At 69.0% G+C, this 15,423-nt stretch carries 13 protein-coding genes and 1 pseudogene; 6 read left to right on the top strand and 8 right to left on the bottom strand.

What is annotated here, in order from left to right:
- The first annotated feature begins 53 nt into the window (after positions 1-53).
- Complete coding sequence (locus tag CED_RS02975; protein ID WP_035908569.1) at positions 54-1,199, top strand: site-2 protease family protein; 1,146 nt, start codon at positions 54-56, stop codon at positions 1,197-1,199.
- Positions 1,200-1,248: 49 nt separating this feature from the next.
- Here the strand turns inward: CED_RS02975 and CED_RS02970 are convergent, their stop codons facing one another.
- From CED_RS02970 to CED_RS02945, 6 genes are all read right to left on the bottom strand, one after another.
- The gene (locus CED_RS02970; RefSeq protein ID WP_011438849.1) at positions 1,249-1,782 is read right to left on the bottom strand and encodes a hydrogenase maturation protease; all 534 of its coding nucleotides are present in this window, start codon (positions 1,780-1,782) and stop codon (positions 1,249-1,251) included.
- Positions 1,740-3,032: a Ni/Fe hydrogenase subunit alpha gene (locus CED_RS02965; RefSeq protein ID WP_035908568.1), complete on the bottom strand. Its 1,293-nt coding sequence runs from the start codon at positions 3,030-3,032 to the stop codon at positions 1,740-1,742. Before CED_RS02965 ends, CED_RS02970 begins: the two co-directional genes overlap by 43 nt.
- Positions 3,019-3,843, bottom strand: a complete 825-nt coding sequence (locus CED_RS02960; RefSeq protein ID WP_049761148.1) for an oxidoreductase — start codon at positions 3,841-3,843, stop codon at positions 3,019-3,021. Before CED_RS02960 ends, CED_RS02965 begins: the two co-directional genes overlap by 14 nt.
- A gap of 11 nt (positions 3,844-3,854) precedes the next feature.
- Positions 3,855-4,760, bottom strand: coding sequence for an FAD/NAD(P)-binding protein (locus CED_RS02955; protein WP_235186867.1), 906 nt, complete (start codon positions 4,758-4,760; stop codon positions 3,855-3,857).
- Positions 4,732-5,199 (bottom strand): cyclic nucleotide-binding domain-containing protein, encoded by a 468-nt coding sequence (locus CED_RS02950; protein ID WP_011438853.1) that lies wholly within the window; start codon positions 5,197-5,199, stop codon positions 4,732-4,734. Before CED_RS02950 ends, CED_RS02955 begins: the two co-directional genes overlap by 29 nt.
- Positions 5,186-6,373 (bottom strand): 4Fe-4S dicluster domain-containing protein, encoded by a 1,188-nt coding sequence (locus CED_RS02945; protein ID WP_023839997.1) that lies wholly within the window; start codon positions 6,371-6,373, stop codon positions 5,186-5,188. The genes CED_RS02950 and CED_RS02945 overlap by 14 nt, the downstream gene beginning before the upstream one ends.
- Before the next feature lie 243 nt (positions 6,374-6,616).
- Between CED_RS02945 and CED_RS02940 the strand changes: the two genes are divergently transcribed.
- Positions 6,617-7,549: an NUDIX hydrolase gene (locus CED_RS02940; protein ID WP_035908566.1), complete on the top strand. Its 933-nt coding sequence runs from the start codon at positions 6,617-6,619 to the stop codon at positions 7,547-7,549.
- 54 nt (positions 7,550-7,603) lie between these two features.
- Here CED_RS02940 and CED_RS02935 read toward each other — a convergent pair whose 3' ends face one another.
- Positions 7,604-8,314 carry a DUF1918 domain-containing protein gene (locus tag CED_RS02935; RefSeq protein ID WP_011438856.1) on the bottom strand — a complete coding sequence of 237 codons (711 nt, stop codon included), beginning with the start codon at positions 8,312-8,314 and terminating at the stop codon, positions 7,604-7,606.
- A 632-nt stretch (positions 8,315-8,946) separates the two neighbouring features.
- Here CED_RS02935 and CED_RS02930 point away from each other — a divergent pair.
- From CED_RS02930 to CED_RS22105, 4 genes and pseudogenes are all read left to right on the top strand, one after another.
- Positions 8,947-9,540: a DoxX family protein gene (locus CED_RS02930; protein WP_035908565.1), complete on the top strand. Its 594-nt coding sequence runs from the start codon at positions 8,947-8,949 to the stop codon at positions 9,538-9,540.
- A gap of 219 nt (positions 9,541-9,759) precedes the next feature.
- The gene (locus CED_RS02925; protein WP_035908564.1) at positions 9,760-12,195 is read left to right on the top strand and encodes a UvrD-helicase domain-containing protein; all 2,436 of its coding nucleotides are present in this window, start codon (positions 9,760-9,762) and stop codon (positions 12,193-12,195) included.
- Positions 12,196-12,662: 467 nt separating this feature from the next.
- Positions 12,663-12,965, top strand: a complete 303-nt coding sequence (locus CED_RS02920; protein WP_023839993.1) for a DUF6342 family protein — start codon at positions 12,663-12,665, stop codon at positions 12,963-12,965.
- Between the two features lie 68 nt (positions 12,966-13,033).
- Positions 13,034-13,378 (top strand): annotated as a pseudogene (locus CED_RS22105) (zinc ribbon domain-containing protein); the annotation flags it as partial.
- Positions 13,379-14,265: 887 nt separating this feature from the next.
- Here CED_RS22105 and CED_RS02910 read toward each other — a convergent pair.
- Positions 14,266-15,027, bottom strand: a complete 762-nt coding sequence (locus CED_RS02910) for a GntR family transcriptional regulator (RefSeq protein WP_035908562.1) — start codon at positions 15,025-15,027, stop codon at positions 14,266-14,268.
- Positions 15,028-15,423 lie beyond the last annotated feature (396 nt).

Here is a 15,423-nt window from a genome sequence, read left to right as displayed (position 1 = left end):
GGAGTCGAGCCGGGTCTTGGTCCCGGGGCACGTTCGAACAGGGGAGAGACGCTGTGCGGGCGACCTTCGTGGTGGGACGGATCGCTGGAGTCCGGATCGGGGTCCACTGGAGCGTGCTGCTCATCTTCGGCATCATCGCGTTCGGCCTCGCGCAGGGCCGCCTCCCACAGGCCTACCCGGGCCATGCCCTGGTGGTGTACTGGGTGGCGGCTCTTGCCGCCGCAGTGGTTTTCTTCGCCTCGCTGCTCGCCCACGAGGTGGCGCACGCCGTGGTGGCCCGGCGCAACGGGGTGGCCGTGGACGACATCGTGTTGTGGCTGCTGGGCGGGGTGGCCCGGCTGAAGTCGGAGGCGTCGAGCCCGGCAGCGGAGCTGCGGATCGCGGGTGTCGGCCCACTCGTCAGCCTCTTGCTGGGCGGGCTCCTCGTGCTGGGCGCCTGGCTGCTCGCCCTGGCGTCCGCGCCCGAACTCCTGGTCGAGGTGGTGGCCTGGCTGGCGGGCATCAACCTGCTGCTCGCCGTCTTCAACGCCTTTCCGGCCGCTCCGCTCGACGGTGGGCGGCTGCTGCGCGCCTTCCTGTGGTGGCGTACGGGAGATCGGCTGCGGGCGACCGCCGGGGCCACCGCGGCCGGACGCGTCCTCGGCTGGCTGCTCGTCGTTCTGGGACTCCTCGTGTTCATGAGAGGCGGCGGATTCGGCTGGCTCTGGCTGGCCCTGATCGGCTCGTTCCTCATCGCGGCCGCCACCGCCGAGGGACGGCAGGCGCAGTTGCGCGGTGTGCTCGCCGGCGTCCCGGTACATGACGCCATGACGACGAAACCGCTCACGGTGCCCGCGGCCCTGACCGTCGCGGACCTGCTGGCCGGCCCGCTGTACCGGTACCGGCACTCGGCGTTCCCGGTGACCGGCGAGAACGGAGTCCCGGTCGGGCTGGTGACCCTGGACGGCGCCAAGCAGGTGCCGCCGGAGAAGAGCGGCACGGTAACGGTAAGCGAGGTGATGGTGCCACTGTCGCGGNCCACCATCGCGGGTCCCGACGACCCGCTGGCGGATCTGCTGCCGCGCATGGAGCCCGGCGCCGAGCACCGCGTCCTGGTGATGGATCAAGGCAGACTCGTCGGGATCCTGTCCCTGTCGGACATCAGCCGCACGGTGACGTGGCTGATGAACGCCGCCCCCGGGCCGCGCGAAGTCCCGTGACCGAACCCCACCGCCAACGCGGGCCTTCGGCTACCGCGGTTGGCGGCGGTCAGCGGAGATCGTGGGGTTCCCTGGCGGCATCGTCAGGTTCCCTGGCGGCATAGATCGCTGTTTCGGCGCGGATGGCGGCGGCCACGTTTCGGGCCGCCGCCGCGACCTCGGGGTCAAGTCCGAGGCCTGCGGAGAAGGTATGGCCGCAGATTGCGTAGATGACGAGATGCCGGGGAAGCCAGCCGAGTGTTCGGCTGATCTCGATGGTGTCCGCGAGGCCGAGTGCGTGGGTCGATGGCCCGACGAGATCCGCCGGTAGTGTGCGCTCGTTGGCCGGTATGCGGTGCACAGTTCCGGGCGGGGCCGCGGAATGGGCGGCGTCGATGATCCAGACGGCGTCGGCCCCTTCCCAGGCGGCGAACAGCCCTGTCGGCTCGCCGGCGCCTTCGAGTACGTCGACGCCGGCTGGGAGCGTGCAGCGTAGCTGCCGCGCGACTGCCAGGCCGACGGCGTCGTCGTGTCGGTAGGGATTGCCGATCCCGATGACGGTCAGCCGTGTTCGATGTGGAGAGTCAGGAAGTGGGTCGCACATGAGATGCAGGGGTCGTAGTTGCGGATGGCCCGTTCGCAGCGCAGGGCGAGTTCGGGCTCCGGCAGGTTCATGAAGCGTTCCACCACACCGCGCAGGTCTTCTTCGATCGGACGTTGGTTCTGGGCGGTTGGTGGCACGATCTTTGCGTCGAGGATGGTGCCGTTGTGGTCGATCGTGTAGCGGTGGTAGAGCAGGCCGCGGGGTGCCTCCGTGACCCCGTATCCGGTTCCCGCCCGGGGCGGGGCCTCCAGCGCGGAGGGGTCGGGCTCGGTGTAGTCCGCGATGATCCGCAGCGCCTCGTCGGCGGCGTGGACCATCTCGATGCAGCGCACGATGATGCTGCGGTAGGGGTTGCGCTCCGGTGGGCGCAGGCCGATCTCGGCGGCGGTCTCGCGGGCGGCGGGCGCCAGCCGCTCCGCGCCCAGCGCGAAGCGAGCCAGCGGTCCGGTGAGGTAGGAGCCGCCCGCGGCCAGGGTCGAGTGCAGGGCGTTCGACCAGGGCACCTGTTCTTCGGTGNAGTGCCGGTCGTAGTCGGCCGGGGCGATGTCGAGGCCAGCGGTGGAGGCGATCCGGCCGCGCTCAACGGGGTATTCGCCAGGTTGGTGGAGCGCGACGAAGGTCTGGTGGAGTTCGTCTTCGGGGAAGTCCAGGGCGGCGGTGAATCGGGCCGTGTCCCGGGCGATGTCTCGCGCCTGTTCCAGTTGCCCGACAAGCTCGGTCAGGTCACGCCGGCGTGGTGCCCGGTACCAGCCGCCGACCCGCGCGTTGACGGGGTGGATCGCGCGGCCGCCGATGACCGTCATGAGCGTGTTGCCGGCCTTCTTCAGCGTGAGTCCCAGCTTGACCAGGGCGGGCTGGTCCTGGGCAAGATGCAGTGCGCTGTCGTAGCCGAGGAAGTCCGGTAGGTGCAGCAGGAAGACGTGTAGTGCGTGACTCTCGATCCATTCACCGCAGTAGATGAGCCGCCGTAGGGCGGCGGGTGGGCCGGTGACCGTGACGTCGCAGATTTGTTCGATGGCCGCCAGCGCGCTCATCTGGTAGGCGACCGGGCAGATGCCGCAGATCCGGGCGGTGATGTCGGGTGGCTCGGTGTAGGCCCGGCCGCGGAGGAACGCCTCAAAGAAGCGCGGCGGTTCGAAGATCTTCAGGTGGGCCTCGTCCACCCGCCCGTCGGTGATCTTGATTAGCAGCCTTCCTTCGCCCTCGACCCTGGTGAGTGGGGGAGGTGCGATGGTCCTAGTCGCGCGCATCGGTCTCACCGCTTCCCGAACCCTCGCCGGGGGCGTCGCGGAATGCCGGCGCGGCGGTGTTGAACGTCCGGAACACTCGGTCGACGTTGTCCTCGTTCATCCCGAGGACCCGTAGCTGGCGGATCAACGCGGGGGTGTTGGGGCTCTCCATCGGGCCGAAACAGCCGTAACAGCCGCGGTGATAGGCCGGGCAGATCGCACCGCATCCGGCATGCGTGACGGGGCCGAGGCACGGCGTGCCGTGCGCGACCATCACGCACACCGTCCCCCGCCGTTTGCATTCGGTGCAGACGGCGGACGAGGAGATGTTCGGGCGTCGGCGAGCNAGGAACGCGCTGATGACTTCGAGGAGCTGGCGAGGGTTGATCGGGCAGCCCTGGAGTTCGAAGTCCACCCGGACGTGCGTGGAGATCGGGGTGGAGGTCGCCAACGTCGAGACGTACGCCGGGGTGGCGTAGACGGCCGCGAGGAAGTCACCGACGTCGGCGAAGTTGCGGAGCGCCTGGATGCCGCCGGCGGTCGCGCAGGCGCCGATTGTGACCAGACGCCGGGACGCGGCCCGGACCTGGTGGATGCGTTCCACGTCCTGTTCGGTGGTGACCGAGCCCTCGACGAGGGAGAGGTCGTAGGGACCGTCGACGGTCGCGCTGGATGCCTCCAGGAAGTAGGAGACGTCGATCTCGCCGGCGAGCGAGAGCAGCTCATCTTCGCAGTCGAGCAGGGTGAGCTGGCAGCCGTCGCAGGAGGCGAACTTCCAGACGGCGAGCCGGGGCCTGGCTGGGCTGGTCGGCGTCGGCGTCGGCGTAGACATCGGCATCGGCATCACAGCTCCCGGACGGCGAGCAACGGTTCCAGGCGGTCGTAGCCGCAGACCGGTCCGTCCAGACAGAGCATCAGCGGGCCGAGCTGGCAGCGGCCGCAGTGACCGAGGCCGCAGTGCATGTTGCGTTCCATGGACAGGTGGATGCGGTCGGCGAGTACGCCGGCGTCGACCAGGGCCCGTGCGGTCAGCCGCATCATGATCTCGGGTCCGCAGGTGAACGCGACGGTTCTGGCCGGATCGAAACGCACGTGCGGGAGGAGGGTGGTGACGACGCCGACCCGGCCGTCCCATCCGGGCCGCGCACCGTCGACGGTCACCAGGGCTTGGAGGTCGGTGCGGTCCTGCCAACCGGCCAGCTCCCGGCGGTAGAGGATGTCCGCGGGTGTACGGGTGCCGACGAGCACGACCACGTTGCCGTAGTCGGCGCGCCGTCGCAGGATCTGCCGGACGACCGGCCGCAGCGGCGCCAGCCCGAGCCCGCCCGCGACCACGACGACGTCCAGCCCGGCTGCGGCGCCTACCGGCCAGCCTCGCCCGAACGGGCCACGCACCCCGAGGACGTCGCCCGGGCGGGACGCGCAGATCGCTTCCGTCACCGCGCCGACCGCTCGGACGGTGTGCACAAGCGGGCTGTCGGTACCAGCCGCCACGGAGTCGTCGCCCGCCACGGATTCGTCGCCCATCGCCGGGTCGCAGCCCGTCACGGACAGGGGGACCTCGCCGACGCCGAAAGCGTAGACCATGGTGAACTGGCCGGGTGCGGCGATGATCGGAACGTCGGAGAGCGGCGCGAGTTCCAGGGTCCACGTGTCACCCGTCTCCTGGTGGCGGCGGGTCACCCGGAACGGCCGAGGGGTCATCTCCCCGGCCGCGCCGTCAGCCCTGGCCCGGGTTTGCGTAGACATCGAGCAGCCGCAACCGGGTGGCCTGCAGGCGCTCGATGAGCACCTGCGCAAGGTGGGACAGCACGTCGTAGCCCAGCGCCGGGTCCTGGGAGAACTTCCCGCGTAGGCAGGCACCGTCGATGGCGGTGGCGCGGACCAGCGAGAGGGCACGGGCGTCGAAATGGAGCCGGTACGGCGGGAACAGCCAGGACCAGCCCACCACATTGCCGGCTCCGACGGTCTCGATGGGGACCAGACCCCGGGTCGGGACGAAGGTTTCGATCGCGACCGTGCCGTGCCGGATGACGTAGAGGGTGTCGGCCGGGTCGCCTTCCCGCAGGAGTACGTCGCCCGGGCGGAAGATGGCGTGCCGGGCACACCCGGCGAGGAGGGCGAGGTGGTCCGGGTGCATACCGGCGAAGACGCCGACCTCGCCGAGCGGTGCCTCAACCAACGTCATCGCCGGCCGCGGAGTTCGCTCGAATGGCGGTCAGTTCCTCGGTGACGTCGATGCCGACGGGACACCAGGTGATGCACCGTCCGCAGCCGACGCATCCGGACGTTCCGAACTGGTCGTGCCAGGTGCCGAACTTGTGGGTCAACCACTGGCGGTAGCGGGAGCGTCCGGAGGCACGGACGTTGCCGCCGTGGAGGTAGGAGTGGTCCAGCGAGAAGCAGGACTCCCAGCTGCGCCAGCGCTCCGCCTCACTTCCGGTGAGGTCGCTGACGTCCTCCACCGAGGTGCAGAAGCAGGTTGGGCACACCATCGTGCAGTTGCCGCAGCTCAGGCACCGCTGCGCCACCTCGTCCCACCGTGGATGTTCGAGGTTGTCCGCGAGCAGGTCACGCAGGTCGGCCGCGTCGACGGTGCGTCCCATCCGGTCGGCCGCCCCATCCACGGCCGCCTGGGCCGCGCTCCGGTCGGCGGCTTCGCCCGGGCGCCCCGCCAGCTCGCCCAGTATCTCGACNCCCCGGGGGGTGCCCGCCTCGACGAGCAGCCGGTGGTCACCGGCCAGGACTTCGCTGAGGACCAGGTCGTAGCCCTCCCGCACCGCCGGGCCCGTGTTCATCGACACGCAGAAGCAGGTCCCACCCGGCTCGTGGCAGTTCACCGCGACGATGAACACATCGCTGCGGCGAGCAGCGTAGTCGCGGTCGGCGTGGCGCCCCCCGAGCAGGATCCGGTCCTGGGTCGCGATGGCCTGCAGCTCACAGGAACGGACGCCGAGGAATGCCACCGCTGCCCGCGGTAGCGGTTCCTCCGCCACCTCGAAGCCGCCGTCCCCGAAGCCGCCGTCCCCGAAGCCGCCATCGCCGAAGCCGCCATCGCCGTCGCGGCGGGTCGTCAGCAGGCGCAGCCGGGGCGGCAGCAGGTTCTGCTTCCACGAATGCGGCCCCACCGCGTAACCGAACAGCGCCGCGTCGCGACGACGCTCGAGCCGGTAACGACCCGCCTCCTGGACATCGGTCCACCCCACCGGGAGCTGCGCCGCGCTACTGATCTTGTCGTACACGATCGCGCCATCCCGCACCGTCGGGCCGACGACCTGATACCCGCGTGCACGCAGCACGTCAACGAGCGTCCCGAGCACCGCCGGCTCGACGACGAGCTCGGCCACACCTGCGTCCGTCACCTCACCCTCCACTCCCCGGACAGCGGTAACCTTCTGTGGCGAGTTCCATACCCCTGGGTGCCGTCGGGGAACATGCGCTTCAGGTGGGGATCCCCGCCCTGGTAGCGATGGACGCCGCGGACGGCCCGACCGCGATCCGCGCCGCCGGCGGCGGGTTGTCGACCGAGGCTTGCGGGACCGGGTCTTGCGGGGATGTGCCCGTCGTCCTGGCGCCGCGGCGGCTGGAGCCGAAGACTGGACGGCATGAAGTCGTCGGCTGATCCCTGGGATAGGCCGGTACGGGTCGTAGGTGCCGCCGGTGGGGTGCTGTGGCGGCCCACGCGGGACGGGCGGCAGATCGCGGTCGTGCACCGGCCGCGGTACGACGACTGGTCCCTGCCCAAGGGCAAGCTGCGTCGGCGGGAACATCCGTTGCTCGGTGCGTTGCGGGAGGTCGAGGAGGAGACTGGTTACCGGGCCTGGCTCGGGCCCCCGCTCGGCGAGTACCGCTACCTGACGGACGGCGGCAGGACGGTGAAGACGGTCCGGTACTGGGCGATGCAGGCCCGTTCCGGCACGTTCGTCCCCACCCGGGAGGTGGACAGGCTTGCCTGGCTGGCGAAGGGGGATGCGGCGCGCCGGGTCAGCTACGACACCGACCGCCACGTCCTCGCCGAGTTTGGTCGGCTGCCGGCGGGTCGGCTGCCGGCGCCGACGGCCGCACTCGTCGTCATCCGCCACGCTCGGGCCGCCCACCATCGGCGCTGGGACGGGCCTGACCGGCTACGCCCGCTCGATGAGCGCGGCCGGGCCCAGGCGAACGCACTGGTGCCGCTGCTGACCAGCCTGGGGATTCGCCTGTTGATCAGCGCCGACCTGCCCTGCTGCACCGCCACGCTCGCCCCGTACGCGCGCGCGGCCGGGCTCGCCGTCGAACCGGAGCCGGCGCTGGCGGACACCGGCTATCCCGGATCGGAGGCGAGGGTGGTCGCTNCCTTGATGGGGCTCGCGGCGTCCGGGACTCCGACGGCGATCTGTAGCCAGCGCACCATCGTTGCCGACCNGATCCGACGGCTCCTGGACGGCTGGTGCTGGCCGGTCCCGGACCAGCTCGGGGTACGGGAGGGCGGCTTCTGGCTGCTGCACTGCCCTCCCGGCAGGCTGGTCGCAGCGGAACGTCACGATCCCGTAGCATGATTAGCCTGACGGTGCGTGTTTGTCACGCATGCAGGGTTGAACCCGTCGTCCTTTTCAGCCGGTGCCGCTGCGGGCCTCCTCGGGAGGGTGGCGGACCTCGGCGTCCGGTCCCGGGTAGACGAAGCTGACGTGCCCGGTGTCGGACCAGCGGACGGTGAACGGTGGGTCGCCGGCAGGCGAGCGCACCTCAAGGATCTCCCCAAGGCGGTCCGGTTGCGTGACGGTGGGACGGTGGACAACCAGGGTGTCGCCGGGATGGGCGCGCATCGCCCTACGCCGGGGCGGCAGTTCGAGCGCCAGCTCGACGGGCTCCTCGCCGGTGGTAGCCAGCGGTGGGGCCTCGCGGTGGGGGGCAAAGACCTCATCGGCGAGCGGGTGTACCAGCTCGGCCATCTCGTGCTCGGTGCGGATGAGCAGATCGTCGACGGACAGCAGGCCGACGAGCCGGCGGCCGTCGACGACCGGGAGCCGGCGGATCGCGTGGTCACGGAAGATTTCGTAGGCCCGTTCGAGGTCAACGCCGGACGGTACGGTGATGACCTCGGTGGTCATGAGGGCGTCGATCCGGCTGTCCGTCGGGATACCGCGGGCAACGCCGCGTAGCACGATGTCGCGGTCGGTGACGATCCCGACCAGGCGGTCGTTCTCCATGACGAGGAGCGCGCCCACGCCCTGCCGTTCCATCTGCGCCGCCGCGTCCCGAACCGTGGTGGACCGCTCCACGGTGACCGGCAGCCGGACGATCGTGCTACGAATGTCGGCCATGCTTNCCCCTCCAGGAAGGTGCTCGCCCCCGGGCAGTGACCCCTGGCCCCAGCCCCGCGCCGGCCGAGCAGCCCCGCCGCGGACGTCCGCGCCTGCGACCTGGGCAGACCCAACAGATCGGACCAGTTCCGCCGAGGGCGCTGGCGTTCCATGCTCGCCATCTGGTTGTTCCGTCCTGGCGGCAGGCAGCTGCCCGGCCCAGCCGGCGCCACACACGCCCGCCTGCCGGACGCCGCCGGCCCGTTGTAGACGGGTCCAGATGCCACCGGATGANCGTCGCCAGACGGTCGCCGAGTCGCGCGGGTAAGGTCACAATCTTCTCTTCTCCCTAGAAGAATGCAGATCATCACCCAGCGTGTCCATTCTGACCACTTTCAGTCTCTACCCACGCCTGGCTCGCCCGAACCACAGACCGGCCAGATCCAGGCCCACGACGGGCTAGCTCGCCCCGGCCGCTCCATCTCGGCAGGACGCCGATGATCGCCATCTATCCGCTCAGGTGCGCGCTGCCCCCGGTCGGATCACCCCCACGGGCGTGGGGAGGACCGAGGTGGTATCTGCCCGGCAGAGCGGGCAGGCACAGTAGTGACCAAAGCTTCACCGTATGCTTTCGCCTGGATCAGGGTTTCGACATGAAACTGCTCGCTACGCGGCACCGGGCATCCCTCCACCTGGCACCCGCCACCCCCGCACCGCCCGACGCCTCCCACCCGGGCCCGTCCCGCACGGGCCCGTCCCGCACGGCCGTGTCCGCAGCCGACCTCGGGCTGCTGCTGCTTCGGATGACCTTCGGTCTGCTGCTCGCCGGGCACGGCGCGCAGAAGCTCTTCGGCCTGTTCGGCGGCCACGGCCTCACCGCGACCGGCAAGGGATTCGCCCAGCTGGGTTACCATCCCGGCACCTTCTTCGCCGGGCTGGCCGGCGCGTCCGAGTTCCTCGGCGGCCTCGGCCTGGCGGTGGGCCTGCTGACTCCGTTGGCGGCCGCGGCCGTGATCGGCGTGATGATCAACGCAATGATCGTGACCGCACCGAACGGACTGTGGGAAACCGACGGCGGCATGGAGTACCCGCTGTGCGTCGCGGTGGTCGCGATCACGGTGGCTGCGGTCGGTGCCGGGCGGCTGGCGCTCGACCGCCTCTTCCGGCGGCGCGACGGCGGGCTGCCCGAGGCGGCCTTCGCCCTCGGCCTCGGCGGCATCAGCGCCGCCATCGTGCTGGCGGTCTAGAGCGAACTTACGTGATCGTTCTCTGCCGAAAGCGGCCGTGGCCAGGGTGTTCGAAGAGTTCGAGTCGGCACACTCGAACCAGCGTTCGAAAGTGGACTCACCTTTCCAAGAACAACCACTCTTCCCTAGGGCCTGCAGACCACCGTCGCCCGTAAACGTAGCCAAACGATGGCTCATTACCGTACTCTTACCTGTGACATAAGGTGAGGGAGTAGTAACGTGCTTTTGGATGGACCGGCAGCGCGCATCCCCGCCACCGCTGCGTCGACCGCCGGCACGTCGACCGCCCATCCGCCGACGACCGCCTCGTCGACGCGAGACGCCGACCCGCTGCCAGAACCGTCGGCCCTCGGTCAAGCTGTCCTGCTCGGGATGGAGATCGACGGAGTCCAGCGACAGATCCAGCACCTGACCGACGTGCTGAAGCAGTTACGCCGCCACCGCCAGCGCTGGGAAGCCGGTGGCCGGGCCGAGCAGAGTGTGGTCCGAGTGCTGGTCGGTATGGACGACGCAGGGTGGCACGTGCTGCCGGACCGACGGTGGCCAGGCACCCGCCGGGCCAACATCGACGTGATCGTGGTGGGGCCTGGCGGAGTCTTCGTGGTAGACGTGAAGAACTGGCGAGAGATCACCGTCGAACGCGGCCGGTTATGGCGTGGCGACGCCGACGCGGACGACGATGTCCGCAAACTTCTGGATCAGACCGTAGCGGTGGAGGAGGTGCTGGTAGAGGCAGGTCTGCCACCGACCGAGGTGGTTCCGCTGCTGGTTCTGGCCAGGCGGAAAAACGTCCGGGCACAACTCGACCGGGTGACGGTGCTCGGCGAGCAGGACCTAACCCGCGACTTGGCGCGTCGTGGCGCACGCCTGGCACCGGACCTCGTTGAACAACTACTGGACCGTCTGGCACGCGGTTGCCCGCCGATGCCCCGCGCCACCGCCGCCACCACCACCGCCGCCGCCGTCACCGCCGTCACGGTCGCCAAGGCGCCGACCTCACGGTCTGTCCGCCGTCCGGTCGCGCGCCGGGCAGGTCCCTCTTCGAACGGTACGGCCGCGACCGAAAGCCCAGCCGCTATCGAGCGGCCCACTCAGGCCTACTGTCCAGCTCCGGCCGGGCGTCCGACTTCTTCCGAGCCGCTGTCGCCGCCCGAGCAATCGGTTCCACCAGATCAGGATGCGCTGCTGAGCCGCGAGGAGCTGTGGCAAGAACTTCTCGACGCCGCCGCCCGAGAGCCGATCGAGACGTGGATGACCTGGCTGCACCCGACGCAGGCCCGCCTGGCCGGCCGGCAGTGGTCCGGTCCGGCCCGCGTCCGCGGCGCGGCCGGTACCGGCAAGACGGTCGTCGCGTTGCACCGCGCCAAGTATCTGGCCGCCCGCGGGGAACGGGTGTTGTTCACCTCGCTGGTGCGCACGCTGGGGCCGGTCTACCGCGCACTGCTGACCCGGATGGCCCCCGAGCACGTCGACCGGATCGAGTTCGCCACCGTCCACGCCGTCGCCACACGTTGTCTTCGCGANCACGGCTTGGCAGACCGGCACCAGCAGGAGGCCGCCGACACCTGTTTCTGGCGCGCCTGGGGGCAGGTCGGGCAGTTCTCGGTTCTGCCCGGGCTCGGCCTGGCTCCCGGGTACTGGAAGGACGAGATCGCGACAGTCGTCAAGGGCCGAGGCCTGACCGACTTCGAGCAGTACGCCAAGCTGGCACGCGTCGGGCGCAGCACTCCCTTGCAACCGACCCACCGGCGTGCGGTGTGGGAGCTGTACGAACGGTACGAGCAGCTCCGGACAGAGCGCGGCGTCCTCGATCGCGACGACGTGCTGCTCCTGGCTCGCGACCTGGTGCGCGAGAGTTCCGACACCCGGTACGACGCGGTGATCGTTGACGAGGTACAGGACCTGACGTGCGTCGGTCTGCAACTGCTGCATGCCTTCGTCGGCGACAAGCCGGACGGCCTGCTCGTGGTCGGCGATGGCCAGCAGTCCATCTATCCCGGCGGTTTCACCCTCGCCGAGGCCGGCGTCGCCGTCGTCGGACGCTCCACCGTGCTCGGGAGAAACTACCGTAATCGCGAGAAGATCCTGCGCTACGCTCAGGCGGTAGTCGCCGACGACAGCTTCGACGACCTCGACGGCGTCCAGGAACGCGGGCGGCGCGAGGTCGACGTCGACCGGCCGGGAGGCGAGATCCGCGAGGTCACGGTGTCGGGCACCGTGGCGCAGGATGCGGCGCTCTGCGAGCACCTCGTGGAGTTCCATGACAATCGGAACGTCCGTTACGGCGATATGGCGGTGCTCGTGCCGACGAACGCCGCGGCTGCACGGTGGCTGCGCGTCCTCACCGAGCGGGGCATTCCAGCGGTTTCCCTCAAGGAGTATGACGGAACCAGCTGTGAGGCGGTCAAGGTCGGGACGTACCACCGGGTCAAGAGTCTCGACTTCGCCCATGTCTGTATTCCCGACCGCAACCTCTTCCCGAAGCCGCGGCGGCCGTCCGAGTCGGCCGACGCGTTTCGCGAGCGTACCCAGTTGGAACGCCGACAGATGTACGTGGCCATCACGAGGGCACGAGACAGCGTGTGGGCCGGTATTCGCGAGGTACCCGACTCGAACCACTCGATCCCCGCCGAGATCGGGCACAGCTCCAGGTAGGAAATCTGGTTCGACTCCACCCAAAAGCGGACAGTGGTTAACTGGTTTGATACATTTAGGTAATATCCGTGCGCCACCGCCTCCGGAATGTGACGCTACGTACGCGAGGTACGCTTCCATCACTAGCTCTGGGGGGGGAGAGGTGTTGTGGCCCTCATGCCTGTGACTCGGATGGTTGAACGGCCCCATCCGGAACAGGGAATACGGAGATCAAGGAAGCGATCGTTCCTGTCTATTGAGACTTCCACGCACCCGTTTACTGGTCCGATCGGGTAGAAAAATTGGCCAGGAGCGCAGCCGGAAGTCGAGAAAATTCCGGCCGGAACGTGCGGTGTTCTCTCCGGGCCGGCGCACGCAGAGATGCCTCCTGCTAACTCCTGTTTGCCGATGGCCGGGTTTTTCTCGAAACCATACGAACCTACTCCAGCCAGGAGAGGTTTCCCGCGCAAGCCAGAATGGAGCAGACCATGGCGGAAATTGATCTCGGATTGGCCACGGACTGGGATGAGGGCGACACCCACGGCCGAATCAGGTTGAGGCAGAACCAGAAGTACCCGAACTCGCCCAAGAAGGATGTGCTCATCAGCTCACCGGTGAGCATCGAACTCTCGGTCAACACAAACTACTCCACCTCCCAGGAAGCCGACAAGATCTTCTTCACGACCCACCACGGCAACCAGAAAAAGATCATCGCAGTACTGGACTCCAACGGAGACCTCTACATCGCTGGCCGCGTGATCGAAGGGCAGTCGAACCTGTCCTACGAGTAGCCCGACAGCTCGGGGTGGGCCGGCACCGCCGCGCCCACCCCGGCACGGACGTCGCTGCCATGCTCGCCCCGCTGGGCCGGCGGCTGCTGGTCGTCGACCCGGCCGAGGTCGACGACGACCTGGTGCGCGACGTCACCGAGATCCTGACGTCGCTGTGCGCCCGGCTGCACGCAAGCCTGACACTGTCCGAACGCACGTTCACCTGCCAGTCCTGCGGGCTGGTAGGCGACCGCGACCTGAACGCCGCGGTCAACCTGTCCAACCTCGTCGCCGCCAGTACATCGGAGACGGTAAACGCCCGTGGAGCCGACCGTAAGACCCCGTCCGCGGGGCGGGCGGCTGGGAAACGGGAACCCGGCACGGCTCCGGCCGGTCAGACCGGGAGTGCCTCACCGCAAGGTGAGGCGGCATGAGCGCCGCTNTCGGGCGCTCTTATGCAACGGTTACTCCGATCCCCACGTCACTCCCCTATGTCCCCTCCCCTGTGTCCACGCCGCGATGTCCCGGTCCGACGCGATGCTGTGAGGGCGCGTGCTCGTCGAGTCGGCCGCGTTGTCCGGCCTCCACACACGGCCGAACACCTGGTAGGACTGCCCCCGGGCACCGAGGAGGCGGCCCCGCCAGCACCGGGACTGGCGGATAGGAGGCCCTTCCGCGTCTGACGCGGCCCCGCCGCCCATCGGCCAGCCAGGTGGCGGTGCTCATCCAGAAGCATAACCGGCAAGATCATTATGCTCCGTCCGTCTGTGGCTACATAACGAACAACCCAGCCCCCGCCAGGTCGGGCGAAGCCCGACACTCGGGGGTCCGGGGGTCGCCCCCCGGGCAGGCATAACGGCCGATGGCGCAGCCGATCAAAGATCGGCAAGCAGCCGAAGCCGGCGCGTGGAGACGAGGGGACTCGAACCCCTAACCCCTGCCTTGCAAACACTGAGCTTTCACGCTATATGGGCGTTTTGGGTGCCTTCAGGTGTCGTCTGGTGCGGGCTCTAGACCGTCTCGTGTCGGCTGGTGATGGCCTGTGCTGGCGGCTGTGCTGACGATCCGCTGACTCTGATCATGGCTCGTTCTCGGGCGACCTGCGACGCTCCGACACGCGGAATGGGGTCGGCGGTCGACGCGCCACGGGGTGCCGACCGGAGGGAGGCGGGGCCCCGTGTCGCGCGGCGAACCGACTGGGGCCCCGTTCGGCGTGGCGGGTGCGGCGCGGGGGGCGCCTGCGGGCCCGGAGGGCCCGCCTTGAACAAGTAAGGAAAGTTGGCACGATGCGCCCTGGATCACCTGGATCACCTGGAACGTCTCAGTTCACGGCGAGACGGTAGGAGAGCACGGATCGGTGCCCTGCCATGACGATGTCGGCCGTCTCGACCNGCGTATCACCCGCCCGGTAGGTGCGCTTCATCACAAGGGTGGAGACACCTGGCGGAAGTTGAAGCGTCGTCACTTCGTCGGCGGTTGGGGGGCGAGCCGTGATCTCTTCCTCAACGGAGTCGATCCGGTGGCCGATGAGGTCGAAGCGTGCCACGACGCCAATGGCCGCGCCTTCCTCGGGAAGCTCGATCGGCGTGCCTGCGGTGAGGGCGGCCGGTTCCCAGGATGTGGCGGTCTGGATCGGCGTCCCGTCATAGAGGTAGAGATATCGCGTCACGATCACGGGGTCGCTGGACTGGATGGCGAGCCGCTCGGCGGTCTGCTCGTCTGCGGTCTCACGAGTGGTCTTGTGGTTCCAGGACGCTCGTCCGCCGGACGCTGCGACGGAACGTGCGAACGGAGACGTCGACTCGTTAGATGCTTGCGGACGTCTCCGGTAGAAGTCGGTCGCAATGCGGCGGACCGACGGTCGGGTCTGAACGAAGGTCCCGTGCTGCCCACGGGTCTCTACCAGACCTTCACTTTGTAGCTGAGCAATCGCTCTCCGGATCGTCTCCTGGGCTGCATTGAACGTCCGGGATAGCTCGCGGTGCGGCGGGAGTCGGGNACCCGGGGGGNATTCGCCAGTGTCGATCTTGTCTCGCAGCGATGCCGCGATCCGGGCATACGGCGGGCGGCTCGGTGTGGACATGCCCTAGAGCATATCGAGTGCCACCGACCAAAAGATCTTGAGGTCATGCCCTAGGGCATGTGGACATGCCTTAAGGCATGCTGTACTCTGTAGTTACGCCACGGTGGGAGGCAACCCGTCGGGCGTCCGGGCCTTCCGGGCATGAGGAAGGCCCGGGTGGGAGGCAACCCACCACGGGCCGGCGCACCTTCAGAGTGCTCTTCAAGAGTACCGCGTCGGCCGTCCTGACTACCAACGCGGGAGGGCTCTGTGAAGCTTCGCGGAAGGCTTGGGCGCGAGACGACGTACGTCGTGGCGGATGGCGCGCGTGAGAAGTTGCAGCGGGCGGCTGGTTCCCGCAAGCCGGTGCCCATGGAGCGGACGGCGGACGGCGGCTGGTTCTCTCCGGACGACCCG

This window comes from Frankia sp. CeD, from assembly GCF_000732115.1.
GTDB classification, from domain to species: domain Bacteria; phylum Actinomycetota; class Actinomycetes; order Frankiales; family Frankiaceae; genus Frankia; species Frankia casuarinae.
The sequence above is the reverse complement of the archived record's forward strand: the minus strand, read 5'-3'. Positions and strand labels throughout refer to the sequence as shown.